This window comes from Enterobacter cloacae complex sp. 2024EL-00227 (assembly GCF_043945315.1).
GTDB classification, from domain to species: domain Bacteria; phylum Pseudomonadota; class Gammaproteobacteria; order Enterobacterales; family Enterobacteriaceae; genus Enterobacter; species Enterobacter roggenkampii.
Window position 1 is genome coordinate 301,758 of sequence record NZ_JBIMQP010000002.1, and the last position, 22,034, is coordinate 323,791.

25 protein-coding genes are annotated in these 22,034 nt (G+C 56.5%); 11 read left to right on the forward strand and 14 right to left on the reverse strand.

Annotated elements, in window-relative coordinates; translation table 11 throughout:
- Window positions 1–58: 58 nt before the first annotated feature.
- Entirely contained in the window at window positions 59–889 is an 831-nt protein-coding gene (locus ACHH0Z_RS04390) for an N-acetylmuramoyl-L-alanine amidase (RefSeq protein WP_044596920.1), read from the reverse strand.
- Entirely contained in the window at window positions 886–1,209 is a 324-nt protein-coding gene (locus ACHH0Z_RS04395; RefSeq protein ID WP_008500028.1) for a heavy metal-binding domain-containing protein, read from the reverse strand. The genes ACHH0Z_RS04390 and ACHH0Z_RS04395 overlap by 4 nt, the downstream gene beginning before the upstream one ends.
- 97 nt (window positions 1,210–1,306) lie before the next feature.
- On the opposite strand from ACHH0Z_RS04395, the gene ACHH0Z_RS04400 reads away from it, so the two are divergent.
- From ACHH0Z_RS04400 to artJ, 6 genes are all read left to right on the forward strand, one after another.
- On the forward strand, window positions 1,307–1,825 hold the full coding sequence (locus ACHH0Z_RS04400; protein ID WP_045405973.1) for a lipoprotein: 519 nt from the start codon (window positions 1,307–1,309) through the stop codon (window positions 1,823–1,825).
- Window positions 1,826–2,051: 226 nt separating this feature from the next.
- On the forward strand, window positions 2,052–2,780 hold the full coding sequence (gene artP, locus ACHH0Z_RS04405) for an arginine ABC transporter ATP-binding protein ArtP (RefSeq protein WP_008500030.1): 729 nt from the start codon (window positions 2,052–2,054) through the stop codon (window positions 2,778–2,780).
- A gap of 19 nt (window positions 2,781–2,799) precedes the next feature.
- Window positions 2,800–3,531, forward strand: coding sequence for an arginine ABC transporter substrate-binding protein ArtI (artI, locus tag ACHH0Z_RS04410; protein WP_008500032.1), 732 nt, complete (start codon window positions 2,800–2,802; stop codon window positions 3,529–3,531).
- A gap of 6 nt (window positions 3,532–3,537) precedes the next feature.
- Window positions 3,538–4,254: an arginine ABC transporter permease ArtQ gene (artQ, locus tag ACHH0Z_RS04415; RefSeq protein WP_025912907.1), complete on the forward strand. Its 717-nt coding sequence runs from the start codon at window positions 3,538–3,540 to the stop codon at window positions 4,252–4,254.
- A complete protein-coding gene (artM, locus tag ACHH0Z_RS04420; protein ID WP_008500034.1) occupies window positions 4,254–4,922 on the forward strand; it encodes an arginine ABC transporter permease ArtM in 669 nt (222 codons plus the stop codon). The genes artQ and artM overlap by 1 nt, the downstream gene beginning before the upstream one ends.
- 174 nt (window positions 4,923–5,096) lie before the next feature.
- Complete coding sequence (gene artJ / locus ACHH0Z_RS04425) at window positions 5,097–5,828, forward strand: arginine ABC transporter substrate-binding protein ArtJ (RefSeq protein ID WP_021240923.1); 732 nt, start codon at window positions 5,097–5,099, stop codon at window positions 5,826–5,828.
- A 79-nt stretch (window positions 5,829–5,907) separates the two neighbouring features.
- Here artJ and ACHH0Z_RS04430 read toward each other — a convergent pair whose 3' ends face one another.
- The 11 genes from ACHH0Z_RS04430 to nfsA form a co-directional block, all read right to left on the reverse strand.
- Window positions 5,908–7,377: an ATP-binding protein gene (locus ACHH0Z_RS04430; RefSeq protein ID WP_045405969.1), complete on the reverse strand. Its 1,470-nt coding sequence runs from the start codon at window positions 7,375–7,377 to the stop codon at window positions 5,908–5,910.
- The gene (locus ACHH0Z_RS04435) at window positions 7,361–8,068 is read right to left on the reverse strand and encodes a response regulator transcription factor (RefSeq protein WP_025912904.1); all 708 of its coding nucleotides are present in this window, start codon (window positions 8,066–8,068) and stop codon (window positions 7,361–7,363) included. Before ACHH0Z_RS04435 ends, ACHH0Z_RS04430 begins: the two co-directional genes overlap by 17 nt.
- Before the next feature lie 105 nt (window positions 8,069–8,173).
- Complete coding sequence (rlmC, locus tag ACHH0Z_RS04440) at window positions 8,174–9,313, reverse strand: 23S rRNA (uracil(747)-C(5))-methyltransferase RlmC (RefSeq protein WP_023343656.1); 1,140 nt, start codon at window positions 9,311–9,313, stop codon at window positions 8,174–8,176.
- 40 nt (window positions 9,314–9,353) lie between these two features.
- Window positions 9,354–9,827 carry a YbjO family protein gene (locus tag ACHH0Z_RS04445; RefSeq protein WP_021240927.1) on the reverse strand — a complete coding sequence of 158 codons (474 nt, stop codon included), beginning with the start codon at window positions 9,825–9,827 and terminating at the stop codon, window positions 9,354–9,356.
- A gap of 65 nt (window positions 9,828–9,892) precedes the next feature.
- Window positions 9,893–10,738, reverse strand: a complete 846-nt coding sequence (gene potI / locus ACHH0Z_RS04450) for a putrescine ABC transporter permease PotI (protein WP_008503447.1) — start codon at window positions 10,736–10,738, stop codon at window positions 9,893–9,895.
- Window positions 10,735–11,688, reverse strand: a complete 954-nt coding sequence (gene potH, locus ACHH0Z_RS04455; protein ID WP_021240928.1) for a putrescine ABC transporter permease PotH — start codon at window positions 11,686–11,688, stop codon at window positions 10,735–10,737. The genes potI and potH overlap by 4 nt, the downstream gene beginning before the upstream one ends.
- Before the next feature lie 10 nt (window positions 11,689–11,698).
- Window positions 11,699–12,832 (reverse strand): putrescine ABC transporter ATP-binding subunit PotG, encoded by a 1,134-nt coding sequence (gene potG, locus ACHH0Z_RS04460; protein WP_021240929.1) that lies wholly within the window; start codon window positions 12,830–12,832, stop codon window positions 11,699–11,701.
- A gap of 98 nt (window positions 12,833–12,930) precedes the next feature.
- Window positions 12,931–14,043 carry a spermidine/putrescine ABC transporter substrate-binding protein PotF gene (gene potF / locus ACHH0Z_RS04465; RefSeq protein ID WP_008503444.1) on the reverse strand — a complete coding sequence of 371 codons (1,113 nt, stop codon included), beginning with the start codon at window positions 14,041–14,043 and terminating at the stop codon, window positions 12,931–12,933.
- A 351-nt stretch (window positions 14,044–14,394) separates the two neighbouring features.
- Entirely contained in the window at window positions 14,395–14,871 is a 477-nt protein-coding gene (locus ACHH0Z_RS04470; protein ID WP_003858385.1) for a YbjN domain-containing protein, read from the reverse strand.
- A gap of 63 nt (window positions 14,872–14,934) precedes the next feature.
- Window positions 14,935–15,837 (reverse strand): 30S ribosomal protein S6--L-glutamate ligase, encoded by a 903-nt coding sequence (rimK, locus tag ACHH0Z_RS04475; protein ID WP_021240931.1) that lies wholly within the window; start codon window positions 15,835–15,837, stop codon window positions 14,935–14,937.
- A gap of 69 nt (window positions 15,838–15,906) precedes the next feature.
- Complete coding sequence (gene nfsA, locus ACHH0Z_RS04480; protein ID WP_008503442.1) at window positions 15,907–16,629, reverse strand: nitroreductase NfsA; 723 nt, start codon at window positions 16,627–16,629, stop codon at window positions 15,907–15,909.
- A 185-nt stretch (window positions 16,630–16,814) separates the two neighbouring features.
- Here nfsA and ACHH0Z_RS04485 point away from each other — a divergent pair, with 185 nt between their 5' ends.
- Window positions 16,815–17,084 carry a GrxA family glutaredoxin gene (locus tag ACHH0Z_RS04485; RefSeq protein ID WP_006809455.1) on the forward strand — a complete coding sequence of 90 codons (270 nt, stop codon included), beginning with the start codon at window positions 16,815–16,817 and terminating at the stop codon, window positions 17,082–17,084.
- A 35-nt stretch (window positions 17,085–17,119) separates the two neighbouring features.
- On the opposite strand, the gene ACHH0Z_RS04490 is transcribed toward ACHH0Z_RS04485, so the two are convergent.
- Window positions 17,120–17,488: an inner membrane protein YbjM gene (locus ACHH0Z_RS04490; RefSeq protein WP_023326986.1), complete on the reverse strand. Its 369-nt coding sequence runs from the start codon at window positions 17,486–17,488 to the stop codon at window positions 17,120–17,122.
- 279 nt (window positions 17,489–17,767) lie between these two features.
- On the opposite strand from ACHH0Z_RS04490, the gene ACHH0Z_RS04495 reads away from it, so the two are divergent.
- The 4 genes from ACHH0Z_RS04495 to ACHH0Z_RS04510 all read left to right on the forward strand — a co-directional run bounded on the left by ACHH0Z_RS04495 (window position 17,768) and on the right by ACHH0Z_RS04510 (window position 22,011).
- Window positions 17,768–19,453, forward strand: a complete 1,686-nt coding sequence (locus ACHH0Z_RS04495) for an aspartate:alanine antiporter (RefSeq protein ID WP_008503440.1) — start codon at window positions 17,768–17,770, stop codon at window positions 19,451–19,453.
- Window positions 19,454–20,057: 604 nt separating this feature from the next.
- The gene (locus ACHH0Z_RS04500; RefSeq protein ID WP_021240933.1) at window positions 20,058–20,765 is read left to right on the forward strand and encodes a hypothetical protein; all 708 of its coding nucleotides are present in this window, start codon (window positions 20,058–20,060) and stop codon (window positions 20,763–20,765) included.
- 221 nt (window positions 20,766–20,986) lie between these two features.
- Complete coding sequence (locus ACHH0Z_RS04505) at window positions 20,987–21,466, forward strand: Hcp family type VI secretion system effector (RefSeq protein WP_395149497.1); 480 nt, start codon at window positions 20,987–20,989, stop codon at window positions 21,464–21,466.
- Between the two features lie 224 nt (window positions 21,467–21,690).
- Window positions 21,691–22,011 (forward strand): metalloregulator ArsR/SmtB family transcription factor, encoded by a 321-nt coding sequence (locus ACHH0Z_RS04510; RefSeq protein ID WP_025912898.1) that lies wholly within the window; start codon window positions 21,691–21,693, stop codon window positions 22,009–22,011.
- Window positions 22,012–22,034: the final 23 nt, after the last annotated feature.

Below are 22,034 nucleotides of genomic sequence, written 5' to 3' on the forward strand. Positions count from 1 at the left end.
TAAGATTAATCTCAAGAAAACTAAGGTAATACGGCCTGGTCAGGGGCAGCCCTGAGGACTACCCTTGCCCGTACTTCTCTAAAAGCGCCTCGGCGATGGCCAGGGTTTCTACGTCAGCCACGCCGTTCCACAGCGCGGGGCGGAAGTGCATCTGAAACGCGCTGATCACCCTCTTCTGCTGCTGTTCCGTGGCGTTGTCCGGCACCTCGTAGCCATAGCGTTTCAGCACATCAAGCAGCGCACCGCGCTCGACCTCCTGATAGCGCGGCCGCCCGTTAAGATAGAACGCCACGCGCGCGGGATCGGGCCAGGCACCTATCCCCTGCTGCGCCAGCTGCTGCCACGGAAACAGCGGGCCGGGATCGTCTTTACGCTGCGGGGCAATGTCGGCATGGGCAACCACGTTCTGCGGCTGAATGTCATAGCGGGCAATAATGTCCCTGGCAAGCGGGATCAGCGCTGCAATCTGCGCAGGCGCAAACGGGGTAAAGGTTTTCACGCCGTCACGCGTTTGCCAGCCGCGGTTCTCGAGCTCAATCCCCACGGACGTATCATTAATCCGGTTGGTGCCGCGCCAGAAGCTAATGCCCGCATGCCAGGCCAGCTCGCTCTCGGGAACCAGTTGCCAGATGCGCGGCTTGCCGTCCGGCGCCGGGGGGTTGGCAGGGATCAAATAGTGAGAGCTAACGTTTTTATCCGTCAGCGTGGCCAGCGAGCTGTCAAAATCATCCGCGGTGTAGTGGATCACCAGCACCTTGATGCGCGGGTAAGCCGCCTGCGCCTGATGACGTGTATCCAGCTCGTAGGCACCTTTATCGATAATCCCCTTTTCCGTAACGCACCCTGCCAGCAGCAGCGCCAGCAGGAGCGTGGCAAACGCACGCCTCATCGCAGGGTTTTCACCGCCGTACCGCTTACGCTCACCATCAGCATGCTGCCGTCTTTCCCGACCGTTTCGTAGTCAATATCGATTCCCACGACCGCATCCGCGCCGAGGGCTTCCGCCTGCTCGCCGAGCTCTTTAAAGGCGATTTCGCGTGCTTTGCGCAGCTCTTTTTCGTATGCGCCAGAGCGGCCACCCACGATATCGCGGATACCGGCAAAAAAGTCACGGAAGATATTGGCGCCGAGAATCGCTTCGCCGGTGACCACGCCGCAGTACTCGGTTATTGTCTGTCCTTCCAGGGTTGGCGTTGTTGAAAACTGCATGGTTTCTCTCCTTCTTTAGCGTTCAATGCCTTAGGCACAGCATTATCGGTTCGTTACGCTATGATTGAAAGGATAGTTAATAAATAAGGAAATCAACATGCGCTATTCAGCTTTAACACTTTTAGTGCCCTGCGCGCTGGTGCTCAGCGCCTGTACCACCACGGTCACGCCAGCCTTTAAGGATATCGGTACCCGCAGCGGCCCCTGCATTGAGGGCGGCCCGGACACCGTGGCGCAGCAGTTCTATGATTACCGCATTCAGCACCGCAGCAACGACCTCACCGGCCTGCGCCCGTATCTGAGCGATGGTCTGGCAAAACTGCTTAACGATGCCACCCGCGATCCGCAGCACAACGCGCTGCTGAAATCCGACCCGTTCTCCAGCCGCACCACGCTGCCGGACAGCGCAGAAGTGACCAGCGCGTCCACCATCCCGAACACGGATGCCCGCAATATTCCGCTGCGCGTGAAGCTGACGCAGGGCAGCCAAACCTGGCAGGACGAAGTGCTGATGATCCGTGAAGGCCAATGCTGGGCGGTGGACGACGTACGCTACGTGGGCGGCAGCGTGCATGCCCCGGCCGGCACGCTGCGCCAGTCGATTGAGAACCGCTGATTCATCAGTGATAAAAATGTTACCCCCGTAAAATGTCCGGCATTTCTCGCGGAATGCCGACATTTATACTCGCCGCCTTTGCCCTTCGCTATTTTGTGCTATGTTTAAGAGGAAATACGGGTTATATTTAACTTTTAACGCAGAAATATTGCATAACTATTCTGTCAACGGTACTATCTGCGGCCTCAATTGCTATAGATTGCCTGGATGAGTAAAGACTGCCCCGATGAGTATTAAACTAAACGGCATTAACTGCTTCTACGGCGCACACCAGGCGCTGTTTGACATCACGCTGAACTGCCCGGAAGGCGAAACGCTGGTTTTGCTTGGCCCAAGCGGTGCAGGCAAAAGTTCCCTTCTGCGCGTCCTTAATCTGCTTGAAATGCCTCGTTCAGGTACGCTGGCAATTGCCGGTAACCATTTTGATTTCGCAAAGACGCCGTCTGATAAAGCGATTCGCGAGCTGCGTCAAAACGTCGGCATGGTCTTCCAGCAATACAATCTCTGGCCGCACCTGACGGTGCTGCAAAACCTGATTGAAGCCCCGTGCCGCGTGCTGGGGTTAAGCAAAGATCAGGCCATCGCGCGTGCCGAAAAGCTGCTGGAGCGTCTGCGCCTCAAGCCCTACAGCGACCGCTACCCGCTGCACCTGTCCGGTGGTCAGCAGCAGCGCGTGGCCATTGCCCGTGCGCTGATGATGGAGCCTGCGGTACTGCTGTTTGATGAACCCACCGCCGCGCTGGACCCGGAAATCACCGCTCAGATCGTCAGCATTATTCGCGAGCTGGCGGAAACCAACATTACGCAGGTTATCGTTACCCACGAAGTGGAAGTGGCGCGTAAAACCGCCAGCCGTGTGGTGTACATGGAAAACGGGTATATCGTTGAGCAAGGTGATGCGAGCTGCTTCGCTAACCCGCAAACCGATGCCTTCAAAAACTATTTATCTCATTGATTGTGTCAGGGGAAATATAATGAAAAAAGTATTACTTGCCGTGCTGCTTGCTGGCGTTACCCTTTCCGCTACCGCAGCTCAGACCATTCGTTTCGCCACGGAAGCCTCCTACCCTCCGTTTGAATCCATCGATGCGAACAACAAAATTGTTGGCTTTGACGTGGACCTGGCAAACGCCCTGTGTAAAGAGATCGATGCAACCTGCACCTTCAGCAACCAGGCGTTCGACAGCCTGATCCCAAGCCTGAAGTTCCGCCGTATCGACGCCGTAATGGCCGGTATGGACATCACCCCGGAGCGTGAAAAGCAGGTGCTGTTCACCACCCCTTACTACGATAACTCTGCCCTGTTCATTGGTCAGAAAGGCAAATTCACCTCTGTCGATCAGCTGAAAGGCAAAAAAGTGGGCGTGCAGAACGGTACCACGCACCAGAAATTCATCATGGATAAGCATCCGGAAATCACCACCGTGCCATATGACAGCTACCAGAACGCGAAGCTGGATCTGCAGAATGGCCGTATCGACGGCGTATTTGGCGATACCGCTGTCGTGACCGAGTGGCTGAAAGCCAACGACAAGCTGGCGCCAGTGGGCGACAAAGTGACCGATAAGGATTACTTCGGTACCGGTCTGGGGATTGCCGTTCGTCAGGGCAACACTGAGCTGCAGCAGAAATTCAACGCTGCGCTGGAAAAAGTGAAGAAAGACGGCACCTACGAAACCATCTATAAAAAATGGTTCCAGAAGTAATTCCTGATGAATGAAATTTTTCCTTTAGCAAGCGCCGCCGGGATGACCGTCGGCCTTGCCGTTTGCGCACTGATTATCGGCCTGGTGCTGGCGATGTTCTTTGCGGTGTGGGAATCCGCGAAATGGTTCCCCGTCGCCTGGGCAGGCTCCGCGCTGGTCACCGTGCTGCGTGGGCTACCGGAAATTCTGGTGGTCCTGTTCATCTATTTCGGTTCCTCGCAGCTGCTGCTCACGCTGTCGGACGGCTTCACGATTAATCTCGGCTTTGCGCAGATCCCGGTGCAGATGCAGATTGACAACTTCGACGTCAGCCCGTTCCTGTGCGGCGTCATTGCGCTCTCCCTGCTCTACTCCGCGTACGCGTCGCAAACCCTGCGCGGTGCGCTGAAGGCCGTGCCGCAGGGACAGTGGGAGTCGGGTCAGGCGTTAGGCCTGTCGAAGTCAGCCATCTTCTTCCGTCTGGTCATGCCGCAGATGTGGCGCCATGCCCTGCCGGGCCTCGGCAACCAGTGGCTGGTGCTGCTGAAAGATACCGCGCTGGTGAGCCTGATCAGCGTTAACGATCTGATGCTGCAAACCAAAAGCATCGCCACCCGTACCCAGGAGCCTTTTACCTGGTACATTGTGGCGGCGGCTATCTACCTGGTGATCACGTTGCTCAGTCAGTACATCCTCAAGCGTATTGACCTTCGTGCGACGCGCTTTGAACGGAGACCAGGCTGATGCTTGAATATTTCCCCGAGCTGATGAAAGGGCTGCACACCAGCCTGACGCTGACCGTGGCGTCCATTATCGTGGCGCTGATCCTGGCCCTTATCTTCACCATCATCCTGACGCTGAAAACGCCGGTGCTGGTGTGGATTGTGCGTGGCTACATCACCCTGTTTACCGGTACGCCGCTGCTGGTGCAGATCTTCCTGATTTACTACGGCCCGGGCCAGTTCCCGTCGCTGCAGGAATATCCGGTTATCTGGCATCTGCTCTCTGAGCCATGGCTGTGTGCCCTGATTGCCCTTTCGCTGAACAGCGCGGCCTATACCACCCAGCTGTTCTTTGGTGCGATCCGCGCCATTCCGGAAGGCCAGTGGCAGTCCTGCGGGGCGCTGGGCATGAGCAAGAAGGACACGCTGGCGATCCTGCTGCCGTACGCCTTTAAGCGCGCGCTCTCCTCCTACTCCAACGAAGTGGTGCTGGTGTTCAAGAGTACCTCGCTGGCCTATACCATCACCCTGATGGAAGTGATGGGACACGGACAGCTGCTGTACGGGCGCACCTATGACGTGATGGTGTTCGGTGCGGCGGGCGTGGTCTATCTGGTGGTGAACGGCCTGCTGACGCTGATGATGCGCCTTATTGAGCGTAAAGCGCTGGCGTTTGAGCGCAGGAATTAACCACGCAAGTGCATAAAACGGTATTCATGGAGCGGGTAACCTGATGGGTTATCCGCTTTTTTTTCGCGCTCAACACAATACTTAATCATTTTTATTGCATACAAATTCATTAACTGGCATTGTACATCCAGGCCGCAGACACGGCGCATCAATAAGACAGACGGGAGCATTACAATGAAAAAGTTAGTTCTGGCCGCATTACTCGCCACCTTCGCCGCTGGCGCATCCGCTGCGGATAAAATCAATTTCGGCGTCTCCGCCACCTATCCGCCGTTTGAATCGCTGGATGCCAGCAACCAGATCGTCGGTTTCGATATCGATCTGGCGAAAGCGCTGTGCAAACAGATGCAGGCCGACTGCACCTTTACTAACCATGCTTTTGACAGCCTGATCCCGTCGCTGAAGTTCAAAAAATACGACGCGGTGATCTCCGGGATGGACATCACGCCTGAGCGCAGCAAGCAGGTCGCGTTCACCGACCCGTACTACGCCAACTCGGCGGTGGTGATTGCGAAGAAAGGCGCTTATACCTCTTTCGATCAGCTGAAAGGCAAACGCATCGGGATGGAAAACGGCACCACCCATCAGAAGTACCTGCAGGACAAACATCCGGAAGTGAAAACCGTGGCCTATGACAGCTACCAGAACGCGATTATCGACCTGAAAAATGGCCGTATCGACGGCGTCTTCGGCGATACCGCCGTGGTGAACGAATGGCTGAAAACCAACCCGCAGCTGGGCACCGCAACGGAAAAAGTGACCGACCCGCAGTACTTCGGCACGGGCCTCGGCATCGCGGTACGTCCGGATAACAAAGCCCTGCTGGAAAAACTGAACGGCGCGCTTAAGGCGATTAAAGCGGACGGTACGTACCAGAAAATTAGCGAGCAGTGGTTCCCGCAGTAAGATTTTTTTGCCGGGTGGCCCGGCCTACGGGGGGGTAGTCTGTAGGCCGGGTAAGGCGAAGCCGCCACCCGGCACTCTCTCACAACGGCACAAAGAACCTGAACCGCGCCCCGCTCGCCGACTCCATCAGCCTGATCCCGCCACCGTGCAGCTCCAGCATCCGTTTCACAATCAGCAGCCCTAACCCGCCGCGATTCTCTCTCGACGCCTGGGTGTTGAGCGCCGACGGCCGCTGGAACAGATCGTCGCGCAGCGAGGCATCCACGCCCGTTCCGCTGTCGGACACTTCGACCTGCAGCTGTTCATTTTCCTGCCACACCGCCAGGCGAATTTCTCCGCCGCCAGGCGTATGGCGCATCGCGTTATCCAGCAGGTTGGTCACCACGCGTTCAATCATCGATACATCGGCGTTTACCATCGGCAGCGGCCCCGGCACGTCAATATGCAGATTGACCTCTCGCGTGCGGGCCGTGAGCTCAAACTTCTGCGCCACGTCGGAAATCAGCTCTGCCATCGCAAACCGTTCGCGCTGGGGTTTAATACCGCCGTGTTCAAGGCGCGCCAGCTCAAACAGCTGCTGCGAAAGATGCCGGACTTTTTGCCCCTGACGCAGCGCGGTGGCGAGATACTGCTGATGCTCCTGCGGCGTCAGGGTGGCGGATTTGAGCGACAGGGTTTCGAGATAGCCCAGCAGCGAGGTGAGCGGCGTGCGGAGATCGTGCGAAATATTGGCGATAAACTCACGACGCTGACGATCGCTGTCGGCCAGCCGATCCCACTGTTGGGTGATTTTGCGCGCCAGCTCGATAAAGCTGTTGCGCAGGATCGCCACTTCATCTTTCGCCGCCGCATCCGGCGTCTGTGCCGCCAGCAGCCTGATGGCGCTTATGCTGTCCTGCTCCAGCCCGGCGACCTCCACCGTCAGCTGTTTGACCGGGCGCGTGACCCAGTACCAGACCAGCAGCCCTGCCAGCAGCCCAAACAGCGCGACCCACAGCAGCGACCACAGGACGGTACTCCACAGCGCCTTGTGCCAGGCCATTTCCGCCAGAGCGTTTGACTCCTCGCCCTGCAAAATAATGTACAGATAGCCTTTTAGCTCGCCGTCCTGCCGCAGCGGCGTGGCGCTAAAGACTTTTTGATTTTGACTGCGCGGATCGTCGCCCAGTACCGGCATGGCGGTGCCGCTCAGGAAGCTCTGCACTGGCGCCAGGTCGATTTTTTGCCGCTGAATATGGCCCGGCGGGGCAGCGTCGGCGAGAATATCGCCGTCCGGGGAGACAACGTAGAGCTCAACGCTCGGATTAAAGGTCATCAGCCGGCCAAACAGCGGTTTCAGCGCGCTGCGGTCGACCCTGCCCTGCGCGTCCAGAATCGGTTCGCGCTGAACGATCTGCTGCGCCAGCCCGCCCGATAACCGCTGCACCATCGCATTACCGTACTGCATGCTGCTGTAGAGCTGTACCGCGCAGGCGACGGCGGCGCAGAGCATCATCAGCAGGATGAAGAGCAGCGTCAGGCGCTGGCTCAGGCTAAAGCGACGCATCATGCTGCGGCTCCGCAAATTTGTAGCCCTTGCCCCAGACGGTGCGAATGATCTCCGGCTCGGCGGCGTCCTTCTCTATCTTGATGCGCAGGCGGTTGATATGGGTGTTGACGGTATGCTCGTAGCCTTCGTGCTGGTAGCCCCAGACCTGCTCCAGCAGCGCCAGACGGGAGAACACCTCGCCGGGATGACGGGCAAAGAAGTAGAGCAGCTCGAACTCGCGCGGGGTGAGATCCACCACCTGGCCGTGAAGCAGCACGCTGCGCGCCAGCGGATCGATGGTCAGCCCGTGCGCCTGAATGTGTCCGTCGGTTTGCGCCTGCCCCATCGCCTGCTGGCGACGAAACAGCGCTTTGATCCGCGCAATCAGCTCCTGCACGGAGAACGGTTTTGCCAGATAGTCATCGGCGCCGGTTTCCAGCCCGGTAATGCGGTCGGTTTCGCTGCTGCGGGCGCTGATGATGATCACCGGCAGGTAGCGCGTCATCTGACGGATGCGGCGGCAAATCTCCAGACCGTCAACGTTGGGCAGCATCAGGTCGAGGATCACCGCATCCCACGTCTGGGCTTCAAGACGCTGTAAGGCGTTGCCCCCGTCGGGCTCGTGGGTGATGGCGTAGCCTTCGTCTTCTAAATTGAGTCGCAGAAGCGCCGCGATATCGTGGTCGTCTTCTACCAGCAGGATCTGCTTCATGGGTAAGCCTATATTCATGTCTTATGACGTAAGCTTACCTGATTTCGCCGGGATGAAGAGTTCACATTTTGTTGAACATTGTGCGGGGGTCATGCCGGGTGGCGGCTACGCCTTGCCCGGCCTACGGGTTAACAACGTCAACACTTCATAATGCGCGGTGTGCGGGAACATATCGAAAAGCTGAACGCGTTCAACGCGATAGCCCGGCAGTTGAGCGATGTCTTTCGCCATGGTCTGCGCGTTGCAGCTGGAATAGATGATGTATTCCGGCGCCATCTGGCTCAGGTAGTCGCACAGCGCATTCCCAATGCCGCGGCGCGGCGGGTTAACCAGCACCAGTTCCGGCACGTTGCCCTGGCCGGTGGCGAACTGCGTGGAGTCGAGCGCCTGGAAGCGCAGATTCGTTAACCCCAGCTCAGAGGCAGACTGCTTCGCGCAGGCAATCGCTTCGGCAGAGATCTCAATCCCGGTGAGCTGCATCTCCGGCGTGGCGCAGTGCAGGCCAAACCCGCCCACGCCGCAGAACAGATCCCACATATGGTGAACGTTCAACGCACGCACCCAGTCGCGGGCGGTGGCGTACAGGCTGCTTGCCACGGTCGGGTTGGTCTGGAAGAAGCTTTGCGGGCGGATCCACAGCGGCACGCCGTTGAAGCGCTCCGCCAGCGCGTGCTGGTCGGTGAAGAAAATCTCTTTCTCCCCTTCCATGATCGCCATATGCACCGGCTGAATGTTCGCCGTAATGACCTTCAGCTGCGGAAGCTGCGCCTGCAGCCACGGCAGGGCCGCGCGCAGCTGCTCAAGCTTAGTTTCAGAGCGCAGCACGAAGCGCAGCATCATGCCGCCGTCGATCTGGCTTTCGGTCAGCAGAAGGTATTTCAGCTCGCCGCGCTTGCGGGCCACGTTATAGGGCGTTAACCCCGCCCGGGCAATAAACGGCTTAAGCGCGGCAAAGACCGGTGCAAAGGAGTCGGGATACAGCGGGCAGTCGGTTAAGTCTTCCGGCGTGCCGTCGCGGTGCAGCATTCCCAGCAGCGGTTTTTCTACGCTGCCGCTGACCACCATTTTGGCTTTGTTGCGAAAACCCTGTTCCGGGCCGCTGACGGGTGCGCACCACTCGCCCACCGCGTGTGCTGCCAGCAGCTGTTGCAGGTCGGCCATTTTGGCGGTGAGTTGTTGAGAGACCGGCTGTTCTAACCACTGACAGGAGCGGCAGCGTCCGGCGTCATAGAGTGCGCACTGCATATCAAAACCTTAAGAATCACGAGGGCTGCGATTATACACATTATTGCAGGCGGAAGAACCGCCGACTGGAGGCCGGAACGAAGAGGAGACAGAGCACCAGCATATCCGGCAGCTTTTGCATAAACAGCGCGCGCAGGATCTCACGTTTGGATTCACCGGCAATGCTGAACAGCTCCGGGTAGCCATACCCCAGCGAGGCGGCCCACAGATAGCTCGCCGCGGTAATCTGCGTTAGCAGATAGACCCAGCGCGCCCAGTTGCGCCCTTTGACCAGCGAAAACGCGCAGTAAATCTCGATAAACACCAGCACCAGGCTGCTCAAAAAGACCAGCGTCAGATTCCACGTCTGCACGCTGCGGTGAATGAATTCACCGATGCCGCGCACGCCCAGGGTGTTTAAAATCATCAGCACGTCCAGGCAGCGGATCATAATAATGGCGAGCGCCGCCACCTGAACCAGTGCAGGTACGTTAGGACGCGCGTGCGTAATACGTGATTTTTTTAATAATCCCAATGTTTTACTTCCCTGAAAAACAGTGCCGCGTCATGCGCGGCACATCACTGGAAATTTTAAATCCTTCAGCCGCGTCTTGCACGCTGGATATCGCGCACGCGCTGTTTTTCCGCGCGCGCCATCAAATACCAGGCGATAAATCCGACAATTCCGACCACGCCGAGGATGATAGAGGCCAGGGCGTTGATCTCCGGGTTGACCCCCATGCGCACGCTGGAGAAGACCAGCATCGGCAGCGTCGTCGCCCCCGGGCCGGAAACAAAGCTGGCGATCACCAAATCGTCGAGCGACAGGGTAAACGCCAGCAGCCAGCCAGAGATCACCGCCGGCATAATCATCGGCAGCGTGATGATGAAAAAGACCTTCAGCGGCGTCGCGCCGAGATCCATCGCCGCCTCTTCAATGGAGCGATCCAGCTCGCGCAGGCGCGAGGCGATCACCACCGCGACATAGGCGGTACAGAAGGTGACGTGCGCCAGCCAGATGGTGAGCATCCCGCGATCCGCCGGCCAGCCGATGGCGTGCGCCAGGGCCACGAACAGCAGCAGCAGCGCGAGACCGGTGATCACGTCCGGCATAACCAGCGGGGCGGTGATCATAAAGGCGAAGCCGTTCGAACCGCGAAAACGCCCGAAGCGCACCATCACCAGCGCGGCGATCGTGCCCAGCACCGACGCCATGGTCGCCGCCAGCGCCGCAATGGTCAGGCTCAGCCCCACCGCGCTCATCATCGCATCATCGTGGAACAGCTCGCTGTACCAGCGCGTCGACCAGCCTGCCCAGACCGTCACCAGTTTGGAGCTGTTAAACGAGTAGATCACCAGCATCAGCATCGGCGCATACAGGAAGGTAAAGCCGATGACCAGGATCGCAATTCGCCACGGGGAGCGCACTACCGGTAAGTTGTTCATCCGCGATCTCCCATCTGTTTCTGCTGATGCTTGTGGAACCACATGATCGGCACGATCAGCAGCAGCAGCATGACAATCGCCACCGCCGACGCCACCGGCCAGTCGCGGTTATTGAAGAACTCCTGCCACAGCACGCGGCCAATCATGATGCTGTCTGGCCCGCCGAGCAGTTCCGGGATCACAAACTCCCCCACCGCCGGGATAAAGACCAGCATCGACCCGGCGATAATGCCGCCTTTGGTCAGCGGGACAATGACGCTGAAGAAGGTTTTTAACGGACGGGCACCGAGATCGAGCGACGCTTCCACCAACGAGTAGTCGATACGCGTCAGCGCCGTGTAGATCGGCAGCACCATAAACGGCAGATAGGCGTACACAATGCCAATATAGACCGCGAGGTTGGTGTGCAGGATCGTCAGTGGCTGATCGATAACGCCTAACCACATCAGGAAATTGTTCAGCACGCCGTTGTTTTTCAGGATGCCCATCCACGCGTAAACGCGGATCAGGAACGAGGTCCACGACGGCAGGATCACCAGCAGCAGCAGGATGTTTCGCGTCGACGGCTTGCTGTGCGCCACCGCCCACGCCAGCGGATAGCCCATCACCAGACAGCAGAGCGTCGAGATCGCCGCCACCTGCAGCGACTGCAGATAGGCTTCGAAATAGAGCGGATCGTCGGTGAGCTGCAGGAAGTTACCCAGGTTTAAGGTCAGCGTCAGCTGCCCGTCGGCCCAGTCCAACAGGTTGGTGTAAGGCGGGATCGCCCGCGCCATTTCCGCCAGGCTTATCTTGAAAACAATCAGGAACGGCAGCAGGAACAGCAGGATCAGCCACACATATGGCATGGCGATCACCAGCTTGCGGCCGTGCTTCATCTGCATGCGCGTCAGCCAGTGGGCAAAGCCGCCCGGCTTTTCGACGCGGGCTGGAGGTTCAAGTGTACTCATTGGCCGCTCCTTATACCGTCAGCACAACGCAACTGTCTGCATCCCAACACAGGCGCACTTCGTCGCCCCAGGTCGGCTGCCCCTTGCGGTAGCGATGTTCGTTCTGTAACTGCGCGCTGAGCATCTGCCCGCTTTTCAGGCGCACGTGGTAGATGGAGAGATCGCCCAGATAGGCAATGTGCACCACTTCGCCCACGGCAAAGTTATAGCCATCAGCAGGCGGATCCTCACAGAGCATGATCTTCTCCGGACGCAGCGCGACGTAGACCGGCACGTTATCCACCACCGAGTTATCCGGATCGACCTTAAGCGGATGCTGCAGCCCCGGCGATTCGATGACCAGACCGTCTTCCTGACGATCTTTCAGCAGCCCCTCGAAGACGTTAACCGAGCCGATGAACTCCGCGCTGTAGCGGGTGGTCGGATGCTCATAAATCTCTTCCGGCTCGCCAATCTGCACGAACTTCCCGCGGTTCATGATGGCGATACGTCCGGCCATGGTCATGGCCTCTTCCTGGTCGTGGGTGACCATCACGCAGGTCACGCCCACGCGCTCGAGGATATCGACTACTTCAAGCTGCATACGGTCGCGCAGCTTTTTATCCAGCGCGCCCATCGGCTCATCAAGCAGCAGCAGTTTCGGGCGTTTTGCCAGGCTGCGGGCCAGGGCCACGCGCTGGCGCTGGCCGCCGGAGAGCTGATGCGGCTTACGCTTGGCGAACTCCTGCATGTGCACCAGGCTCAGCATCTCGGCCACGCGCGCGGTAATTTCAGCCTTCGGCAGCTTATCCTGCTTCAGGCCAAAGGCGATGTTCTGCTCCACCGTCATATGCGGGAACAGCGCGTAGGACTGGAACATCATGTTGATCGGGCGCTGATACGGCGGCACGCTGGAGAGATCCACGCCGTCGAGCACGATCTGCCCGGCGGTGGGCTGTTCAAAACCGGCCAGCATACGCAGCAGGGTCGATTTACCACAGCCAGAGGCCCCCAGAAGGGCAAAAATTTCGCCTTTATAGATCGTCAGGCTGACGTCGTCCACGGCATGCTGGCCATCGAAAGATTTGGTGAGGTTACGAATTTCAAGCAGCGGGGTCAGCGCTTTACGGACTTTCGCCTGCGGGCGGGGGATCGCGTCATTCACGGGGTGTTCTCCGGTAGAGATCAAATCATGGTGCAGGCGCACCAGAACGGTGCGCCTGTTGCCGGGGGCGCTTCGCTTGCCCGGCCTGTGACAAAGGGTTATTTACCGCTTTTCACCTTAGTCCACGCGCGGGTACGCACGCGGTCAATTTTTGGATCCTGGACTTTCAGGGTGAAGAGCTTGGCGAACACATCCGCTGGCGGATAGATAGCCGGGTTATTACGGATTTCTTCGCTCACCAGCGGCACGGAGGCCTTGTTACCGTTCGCGTAGTAAACGTGGTCGCTGATGTGGGCGATAACCTCAGGACGCATCAGGTAGTTGAGGAACTGATACGCTTCGTCTTTGTTTTTGGCGTCAGCCGGCATCGCGAAGACGTCGAAGAAGGCCAGCGCCCCCTCTTTCGGAATGAAGTAGGAGACGTTCACGCCGTTTTTCGCCTCTTTCGCGCGGTTTGCCGCCTGCCATACGTCCCCTGCCCAGCCGATCGCGACGCAGATGTCGCCGTTCGCCAGGTCGTTAATGTACTGGGACGAGTGGAAGTAACGAATGTTTGGACGCAGCTTCAGCAGCAGATCGGTCGCCGGGCCGGTGTAATCATCGGCCTTATTGCTGTTCGGATCTTTGCCCAGGTAGTTCAGCACGGTCGCGAAAATCTCTTCCGGCGCATCGAGGAAGGAGACGCCGCAGCTTTTCAGCTTCTCGAGGTTTTCCGGCTTCAGCACCACGTCCCAGCTGTCCAGCTTCACGTCCGGGCCCAGCGCGGCTTTGACTTTATCCACGTTGTAGCCGATACCGGTGGTCGCCCAGAGATACGGCATCGCGTATTTGTTGTCCGGGTCGTGCTTAGCCACCAGCTTCAGCACTTCCGGATCGAGATTTTTCCAGTTCGGTAATTTGCTCTTATCCAGCGGCTGGAAGACGCCTGCCGTCAGCTGGCGCTCCAGGAAGCTTGCGGAAGGCACCACGAGGTCAAACCCGGTGCTGCCCGCCATCAGCTTTCCTTCCAGCACTTCGTTGGAATCGAACACGTCGTAGACGACTTTAATGCCGGTCTCTTTTTCAAAATTTGCCACCGTGTCCGGCGCAATATAGTCAGACCAGTTATAAACGTGCAGCGTTTTTTGTTCCGCAGCGAGCGTGCCGGCAGAGACGGCCATCAGAGCACCCGCAACCAGACCCGATAACCATTTTTTATTCAAGGCGATCATAGTGTTATTCCTTCTGAAAGCTCGTTAACAAACGAACTAAAACTGTGCAATCAGGATATATGCAAAAATCATGCATAGTTTGTCGCTCTGCTCAAAATAAAAAGAAACCTCTTTACCCGGCAGCTTCCGCTCGCTTTTTTAAGCATCGCAAGAATAACTGTAGCCCGTGTCCCCGGCTATAGCCCAGACGAAAAAACGCCTTTTATCAATTTTTTATGCAGGTTAAGTCTACGTGATAAGCCGAAACGGCCTTCAGGGAGGTGAATAATTCTTTAAAGAAAGGTTAAAAGCAGCAGAAAAAATGGCCTTCTGCAGCCGCTATGGCAGCGACTGCGCAAAAGTCAGACAGGCTTAGTGAAGAAAATTGGGAGATGCATCATTATTCTCTGCATCATCTTCCGCGCTGTACAGCAGATGGTGTGCATTGGCTTCCATCATAACCATGGAAATTTGCTCTTCGCTCAAGCGCATAAACCAGGCGAACTGCTTGAACGACAGCCCTGCCCCGGAGAATAAAGACTGGCAAACGACCAGTTTTGGCAGATTATCATCCTGTATGTCGAGAAATGCCTTCACCGTCAAAGAACTGGCATTGATTGCCGACAGGTCGGAAGCCAGCGCCAGCAGCGCGGAGGGCTTCACTTCGGCCAGCGCGGAGAAAAGGATCACGTCGTTAATCAGATCGATTTTGGCATCGAAAATGCCGTCGAAATTCTGCATATGAGGCAGATGCAGCGCCTGGCAGGAATCACATTCGAAGAACGTAATTCCGGCATCATCAAGCCATTGACGTAACGTATCCAGTGTAGGTACGACCTGTAAATCCATCGCGATGCAGCCTCTTTAATAAAAACTTCGCATAGGGTACTTAAAAAGCGCGCGGTAATCCATTTAACCACCCGTTTTCAGACAGTAGCCCGGCGTCGCATGACGCTCGATCCATAAGATCATTTTACCCGCAATATCGACCCCTGTGGTTTTTTCCACACCTTCCAGCCCCGGCGAGGCGTTCACCTCCATGACCAGCGGCCCACGCGTCGCGCGCAGAAGATCTACACCCGCCACGTCCAGCCCCAGGGTTTGCGCCGCTTTCACGGCAATTTCCCGTTCGCGATCGCTGATATCGGCGATTCTGGCAATGCCGCCGCGGTGAAGATTAGAGCGGAAATCGCCCTCTTTGGCCTGCCGCTCGATAGCCGCTACGACCTCGTTACCCACCACAAAACAGCGAATATCGCGCCCTTTCGCCTCTTCGATATACTCCTGCACCAGAATGTGGGCATTGAGGCCCCGGAAGGCATCAATCACGCTCTCCGCCGCCTGACGGGTCTCCGCCAGCACCACGCCAATGCCCTGCGTGCCTTCCACCAGCTTGATCACCAAAGGCGCGCCGCCCACCATGTCGATCAGATCGCTGGTGTCGTCCGGGGAATGGGCAATCCCGGTGACGGGAAGATCGATCCCCTGACGGGCAAGAAGCTGCAGCGAGCGCAGCTTGTCGCGGGCGCGGGAAATGGCGACGGATTCGTTGAGCGGGTAGCTGCCCAGCATCTCGAACTGGCGCAGCGCGGCGGTGCCGTAATAGGTAATCTGGGAGCCGATGCGGGGGATCACCGCATCAAAGTGCGGCAGCTTGCGGCCTTTGTAGTGAATCGACGAGGCGGCCGGATCGATGTTCATATAGCAGGACATCGGGTCGAGGATTTCAACCTGATGCCCGCGTTTCGCCGCCGCTTCTCGCAGGCGCTTACATGAATAGAGCGTTCCATCCCGGGACAATATGGCAATTTTCACCCTGCACCTCTCTGAAGACATGGAAAAAGCCTGCGTATCATATACGCAGGCAGGCGCAGGATAAATGGACTATCGCGTCGCCCAGCCCTGTTTGTGCAGGTAATCAAGAATAAACGGGCGATTTTCTTTAATGATGGTGCGGCGAATATGGTCAGTCCAGGTGTCGCGGCGGTTATTGCTGCCGCGCGTCATGTAGTAGTTGGCCAGCTCTTCATCGTAGTGATTCAGGACGTCCTGATCGACCGGCTGGTAGTGGTTTTCATGCACCAGCATCGCCGCAGGAATGCGCGGCTTCAGATCCGGGTTATCCGCCGGCCAGCCAAGGCACAGGCCAAACAGCGGCAGCACGTGTTTTGGCAGCTTCAGCAGGTCGGTCACACTTTGAATGTTGTTACGCAGGCCGCCAATGTAGACGCCGCCTAACCCCAGCGACTCCGCCGCCGTAAAGGCGTTTTGCGCCATCAGCGCGGTATCCACCACGCCCAGCAGCAGCTGTTCGGCCAGCCCCAGCTCGGCCTCAGGGCAGATCTGCAGGTGGCGGTTAAAGTCGGCGCAGAATACCCAGAACTCGGCTGCCTGAGCCACATGCTTCTGCCCGCCGGTCAGCGTCACCAGCTGTTCACGCATCGCCGGGTCGGTAATGCGGATAATGGAGCTGCACTGCAGGAAGCTGGAGCTGGAGGTCGCCCTTGCGCTGTTAATAATCGCTTCGCGCTGCGCATCGGTAATCGGCTCATCGGTGAAGTGACGAATGGAACGATGGGAAAGGAGCAGGTCTATGGTTGGCGTCATCTTGTCTCTCTTTGTCTTGCTTAAACCGTATGGCAGCCAGTATAGGCAATGATATGCGCGGTGTAATTGGCGAAACATAGCTCTTAGGTATTATAACGACAGGCGAAACCTTCTTTAATGACGACAGGTTATGGGGCACTATACGTGTCATTCGCCGTCAGGCTTGTTTTTTTGAGGAGAGAGAAATGTTTGCAGTTATTTTTGGTCGTCCAGGGTGCCCTTACTGTGTGCGCGCGAAAGAGCTGGCTGAGAAACTGACCGAAGAGCGCGATGACTTCAACTTCCGCTATGTGGACATCCACGCGGAAGGCATCACCAAAGCCGATCTGGAAAAAACTGTCGGTAAGCCGGTTGAAACTGTACCGCAGATCTTCCTCGATCAGAAACACATTGGCGGCTGCACCGACTTTGAAGCTTACGCCAAAGAGCACCTGGGCCTGTTTGCTGCCCAGTAATAAAATGAAAGGACGCCCTCACCGAGAGGGCGTTTTTATTTGTGGTGTCGTCGGTTATGAAACAGACTGCGCACAAATAAGTAGCAGAGCGCGCCAAGGGCGCACCAGAAAACAGCGCTCATCAACCACGCCAGCTCCTGCCAGAAACTCCGCGTAGAGATATACAGCAAGCGCATCATCAGCAAACAGAGCGGCGCGGCCAGCATGGCGCCCAGCAGTGGCTTCACCACCTCCCCTTTACGGGAGAGAAAACTGGCAGCTGCCCCCGGCAGGGTAAAAAAGAGCAACCCGAGCTCCGGATGACCCGACGCCCTGAATGCCCCTTTCACGTTAAAAGCAAGCGACATGCATACGACCGTGAACAGCAAAAAGCAGCTGATCACCCCCGCCCAGTTTCGTTTCATATTCAACCTATCCTCCTGACTTATCTCTATCAAATACACTTTCGTCGGGTAGACGCCCAGTCAGATAAAGCAATGCGGCAATCCTTGCCAAAGTACGCACAGGGTGATGCGATAATCAGTAGCTGTCAGTAGCTAATGCGATTAAACTACACGCCAGCTAATGTTTTAGGGAATAAAGCAGGAAACAGGGAGCGTTAACGCTTTTCCCTGACCCAAAAAACAGTAGCCCAAAAAGTCCTTTCATTCAACAACTTACTGGTAAACAAGAAGTTAGCCTCCGTGAATATAAACGTCGCAGACTTGTTAAATGGGAATTACATCCTGTTATTATTTGTGGTACTGGCGCTGGGCCTTTGCCTGGGTAAATTGCGCCTGGGTTCGGTTCAACTCGGTAATTCCATTGGCGTTTTAGTCGTCTCCTTATTATTAGGGCAGCAGCACTTCAGCATTAACACGGACGCGCTCAACTTAGGTTTTATGCTGTTTATTTTTTGTGTTGGCGTGGAAGCGGGGCCGAACTTTTTTTCCATTTTCTTCCGCGACGGCAAAAATTATCTGATGCTGGCGCTGGTGATGGTCGGCAGCGCGCTGCTGATCGCGTTAGGGCTGGGTAAACTGTTTGGCTGGGATATCGGGCTAACGGCCGGTATGCTGGCAGGCTCGATGACCTCCACCCCGGTGCTGGTGGGTGCCGGTGATACCCTGCGCCACTCCGGGATGGCCGGGGAACAGCTCTCCACCGCCCTCGACCACCTGAGCCTGGGCTATGCCCTGACCTATCTGATTGGTCTGGTAAGCCTGATCGTTGGCGCACGCTACCTGCCAAAACTGCAGCATCAGGATCTGCAGACCAGCGCCCAGCAAATCGCCCGCGAGCGCGGTCTGGATACCGACTCCAAACGTAAAGTTTATCTCCCGGTGATCCGCGCCTACCGCGTCGGGCCGGAGCTGGTGGCCTGGGCGGACGGCAAAAACCTGCGCGAACTGGGGATTTACCGCCAGACGGGCTGCTACATCGAACGTATCCGCCGTAACGGCATTCTGGCGAACCCGGACGGCGACGCGGTGCTGCAGATGGGCGACGACATCGCGCTGGTGGGTTACCCGGACGCCCACGCCCGTCTCGACCCGAGCTTCCGTAACGGCAAAGAGGTGTTCGACCGCGACCTGCTCGACATGCGCATCGTCACCGAAGAGATCGTGGTGAAAAACCATAACGCCGTGGGCCGCCGCCTGGCGCAGCTGAAGCTGACCGACCACGGCTGCTTCCTCAACCGCGTGATCCGCAGCCAGATTGAGATGCCGATCGACGACAACGTGGTGCTCAACAAAGGTGACGTGCTGCAGGTCAGCGGCGACGCGCGACGCGTAAAAACCGTGGCCGACCGCATCGGCTTTATCTCTATTCACAGCCAGGTCACCGACCTGCTGGCCTTCTGCGCCTTCTTTATCGTTGGCCTGATGATCGGGATGATCACCTTCCAGTTCAGCAACTTTAGCTTCGGCATCGGTAACGCCGCCGGGCTGCTGTTCGCCGGGATCATGCTGGGCTTCCTGCGAGCGAACCACCCGACCTTCGGCTACATTCCGCAGGGCGCGCTGAACATGGTGAAAGAGTTCGGTCTGATGGTCTTTATGGCGGGCGTGGGCTTAAGCGCGGGCAGCGGGATTGGTCACAGCCTCGGCGCCGTCGGCTGGCAGATGTTGGTTTCCGGACTTATCGTCAGCCTGGTGCCGGTGGTGATCTGCTTCCTGTTCGGCGCCTACGTGCTGCGCATGAACCGCGCCCTGCTCTTCGGGGCAATGATGGGGGCGCGTACCTGTGCGCCTGCTATGGAAATCATCAGCGACACCGCGCGCAGCAACATTCCGGCGCTGGGCTATGCGGGCACCTATGCTATCGCTAACGTACTGCTCACGCTGGCGGGTACGCTGATCATCATCATCTGGCCGGGGCTCGGATAACTCCTAAGAATGCGCGTGGCGGAAAATATTTTCGTTACGCGCAGAACTTTTTTATCAGGGGGCAGTCATAACTAGTGCCACTGCTTTTCTTTGATGTCCCCAATTTGTGGAGCCCATCAACCCCGCCGTTTTGGTTCAAGGTTGATGGGTTTTTTGTTGCCTGAAAATTACCACTCTGTAAATTAATGCTTTATGCCGCCACGTTCCCCTGCATAGTGACATCGTCGCGGCAGAACTTATATAGCTATAACAGGTAATAAAAAACCAGCCAGCGGCGGGTCTATATTAGTCAGCTAACTGTTCCTGCAATCCATTTGGGCTTTGGAACGCGCCACTCAGTATTGAACTCATCTATTCGCCCTAAAACCTCCCGATAAATCGTATTTAGATTAAAAAATATCAGGTCATTCTCCTAAAAATCCCCTGTTTTTCATAAACATGATCTGCTTTGAACTTCCATATTAGTTACGGGCATACGCTGGAGCGGATAGAAACACTATGGAGGGGACAGGAATGCAGTTTTCAAGCTCAGTAATGGCAATTCCGGTCTTAGGGAATGCAGCAAAAGATCGCTCAAGTGAGCTGAAGTGCGAGGTCAGTAAGCATGTACCATTCTGAAGAGATCATCCGCCAGCTTCAGAGCCAAAAAATACTGGCCATGAAGCTGGACCAGGCGGTACGCGCGGTAGGTGAAGAAGTAAAGAGCCAGCTGAGTAATATAGGTGCCGGTGCCCAACGCCTGCTGTACTACACTTCCTGCTTTACTGATGAATATTACGATGTATGCACCCGACAAAACCTGGAGGACGCTCGCTTCCGAAAGGGCATATTCCATCTCGTTTCTCGCTGGAACATCGTCTTTGACCTAATCAACACGTACGTTGAGGAGCTGGTTAAGGATTATTCCCCGGCAGAATTATCAGGGATACAGCATGCTCTAATGCGCGCTAACGTTTATATATCCACCAGCACGCTAACCTCTTATTCATTCTCTGCAGGGGTCACATCGACTGTTTGCCTTTATATAACCCTTCCACCTTCAGGGTTAAAGGTCGTTTCAGGATTAACGGGCGCGGCTATTGGCGGGCTGGGGATATATGGGATTGTGCAACAGGCCGCTGACAGCGCTCATCGCTTGCAAGTGATGCATCCCGCCTACTATCAAGCGTTGTACCTGCGAGAACTGGAAATGATGTATTTCCTGGTGGAACCTGCTTTTATGCGCGCGGGCGTGCTAACCCATCAATGGACCGACAGTCAAAGCCCTTATGATGCTGCTGACACTATCCTGAAGCTCATGGGCAGGCACTAATGGGCTTTCTAAGACGCTGGCTCAAATCTCAGGCCCAGTTTTTCTTCTGGACTTATCTACCCATCATCCTCGCGTTCATTTTTGGCTATGTCCTTGACGTTTACTTCCCTGAGGTTAGCCAGGGATTCATCCTCCTGTTTTACCTGGTCACACTGGGGCTGGCTTACTGGATATGGCATTGAGGACCATAAAAGCTTCACGTTTGCTAATAAGGAAATGACATGTCTACACCCGCACATCTCTGGCTTGAGGACGAGAACGGCTCGCCAATTGTTGGTAGCTGTATGATGCCCACCCGTCATGGTTCCATAGAACTGAAATCGTTCTCCCATGACGTAACCATTCCGGTTGACCCAAGTTGGGGCAAGCTCACCGGCACGCGCGTCCATCGCCCTATTACGATAATCAAAGAATTTGATCAGACTACCCCACTTCTTTACCGAGCCGTGTGCGAAGGGCGAGTGATGAAGAAGGGGATTATTAAGATGTACCGTATTCTGGAGTCCGGTATCGAGGCCGAATATTTCAATATCGTGATGGAAAACGTTAAGTTCACGACAGTGGCACCCTTCCTGACCCCTAACGGGATGAGCAGCACCCATCTTGAAACACTCGAATTGCGTTATGAAGCTATCTCATGGAAGTACACGGAGGGGAATATCATTTACCGTGACACCTGGAACGATCGCTGTTGCGCCTGAGCACAGAAGAGTGTTGAAAGTGAGCAGATAAAATGAAACCGTTCCAGGGGACGGTTTCTTTCCCATGACTGTCAGGATTGGTCCGGGCAAGCCATAAAAGACTATTTTGACCTTCAACAAGCCCTCCCTGAGTTTTTCTATCCTTCCTGCTTTTCCCTCTTCTCTCGCCAGCCATAAACACATATGATTTAATGCATATGATTAAAGACATTCAGGATGACCGAATGCTCCACCCACTCCACCTCTTCAAAACCCTCTCCGACGAAACGCGGCTCGCCATCGTCATGCTGCTCCGCGAAGCGGGCGAGCTGTGCGTCTGCGATCTCTGCGCCGCCACCGCCGAATCTCAGCCGAAAGTCTCCCGCCATATGGCACTGCTGCGCGAGTCCGGGCTGGTGATCGACCGTCGCGAGGGTAAGTGGGTCCATTACCGTCTCTCTCCCAACATGCCTGCATGGGCGGCAGCCGTTATCGACACCAGCGGGAACTGCCTGCGGGAAGAGACGCGTATGAAGCTGAAAAACCGGCTTCCGGGTTCGTGCTAATCAAAACATATTCACAAAAACAA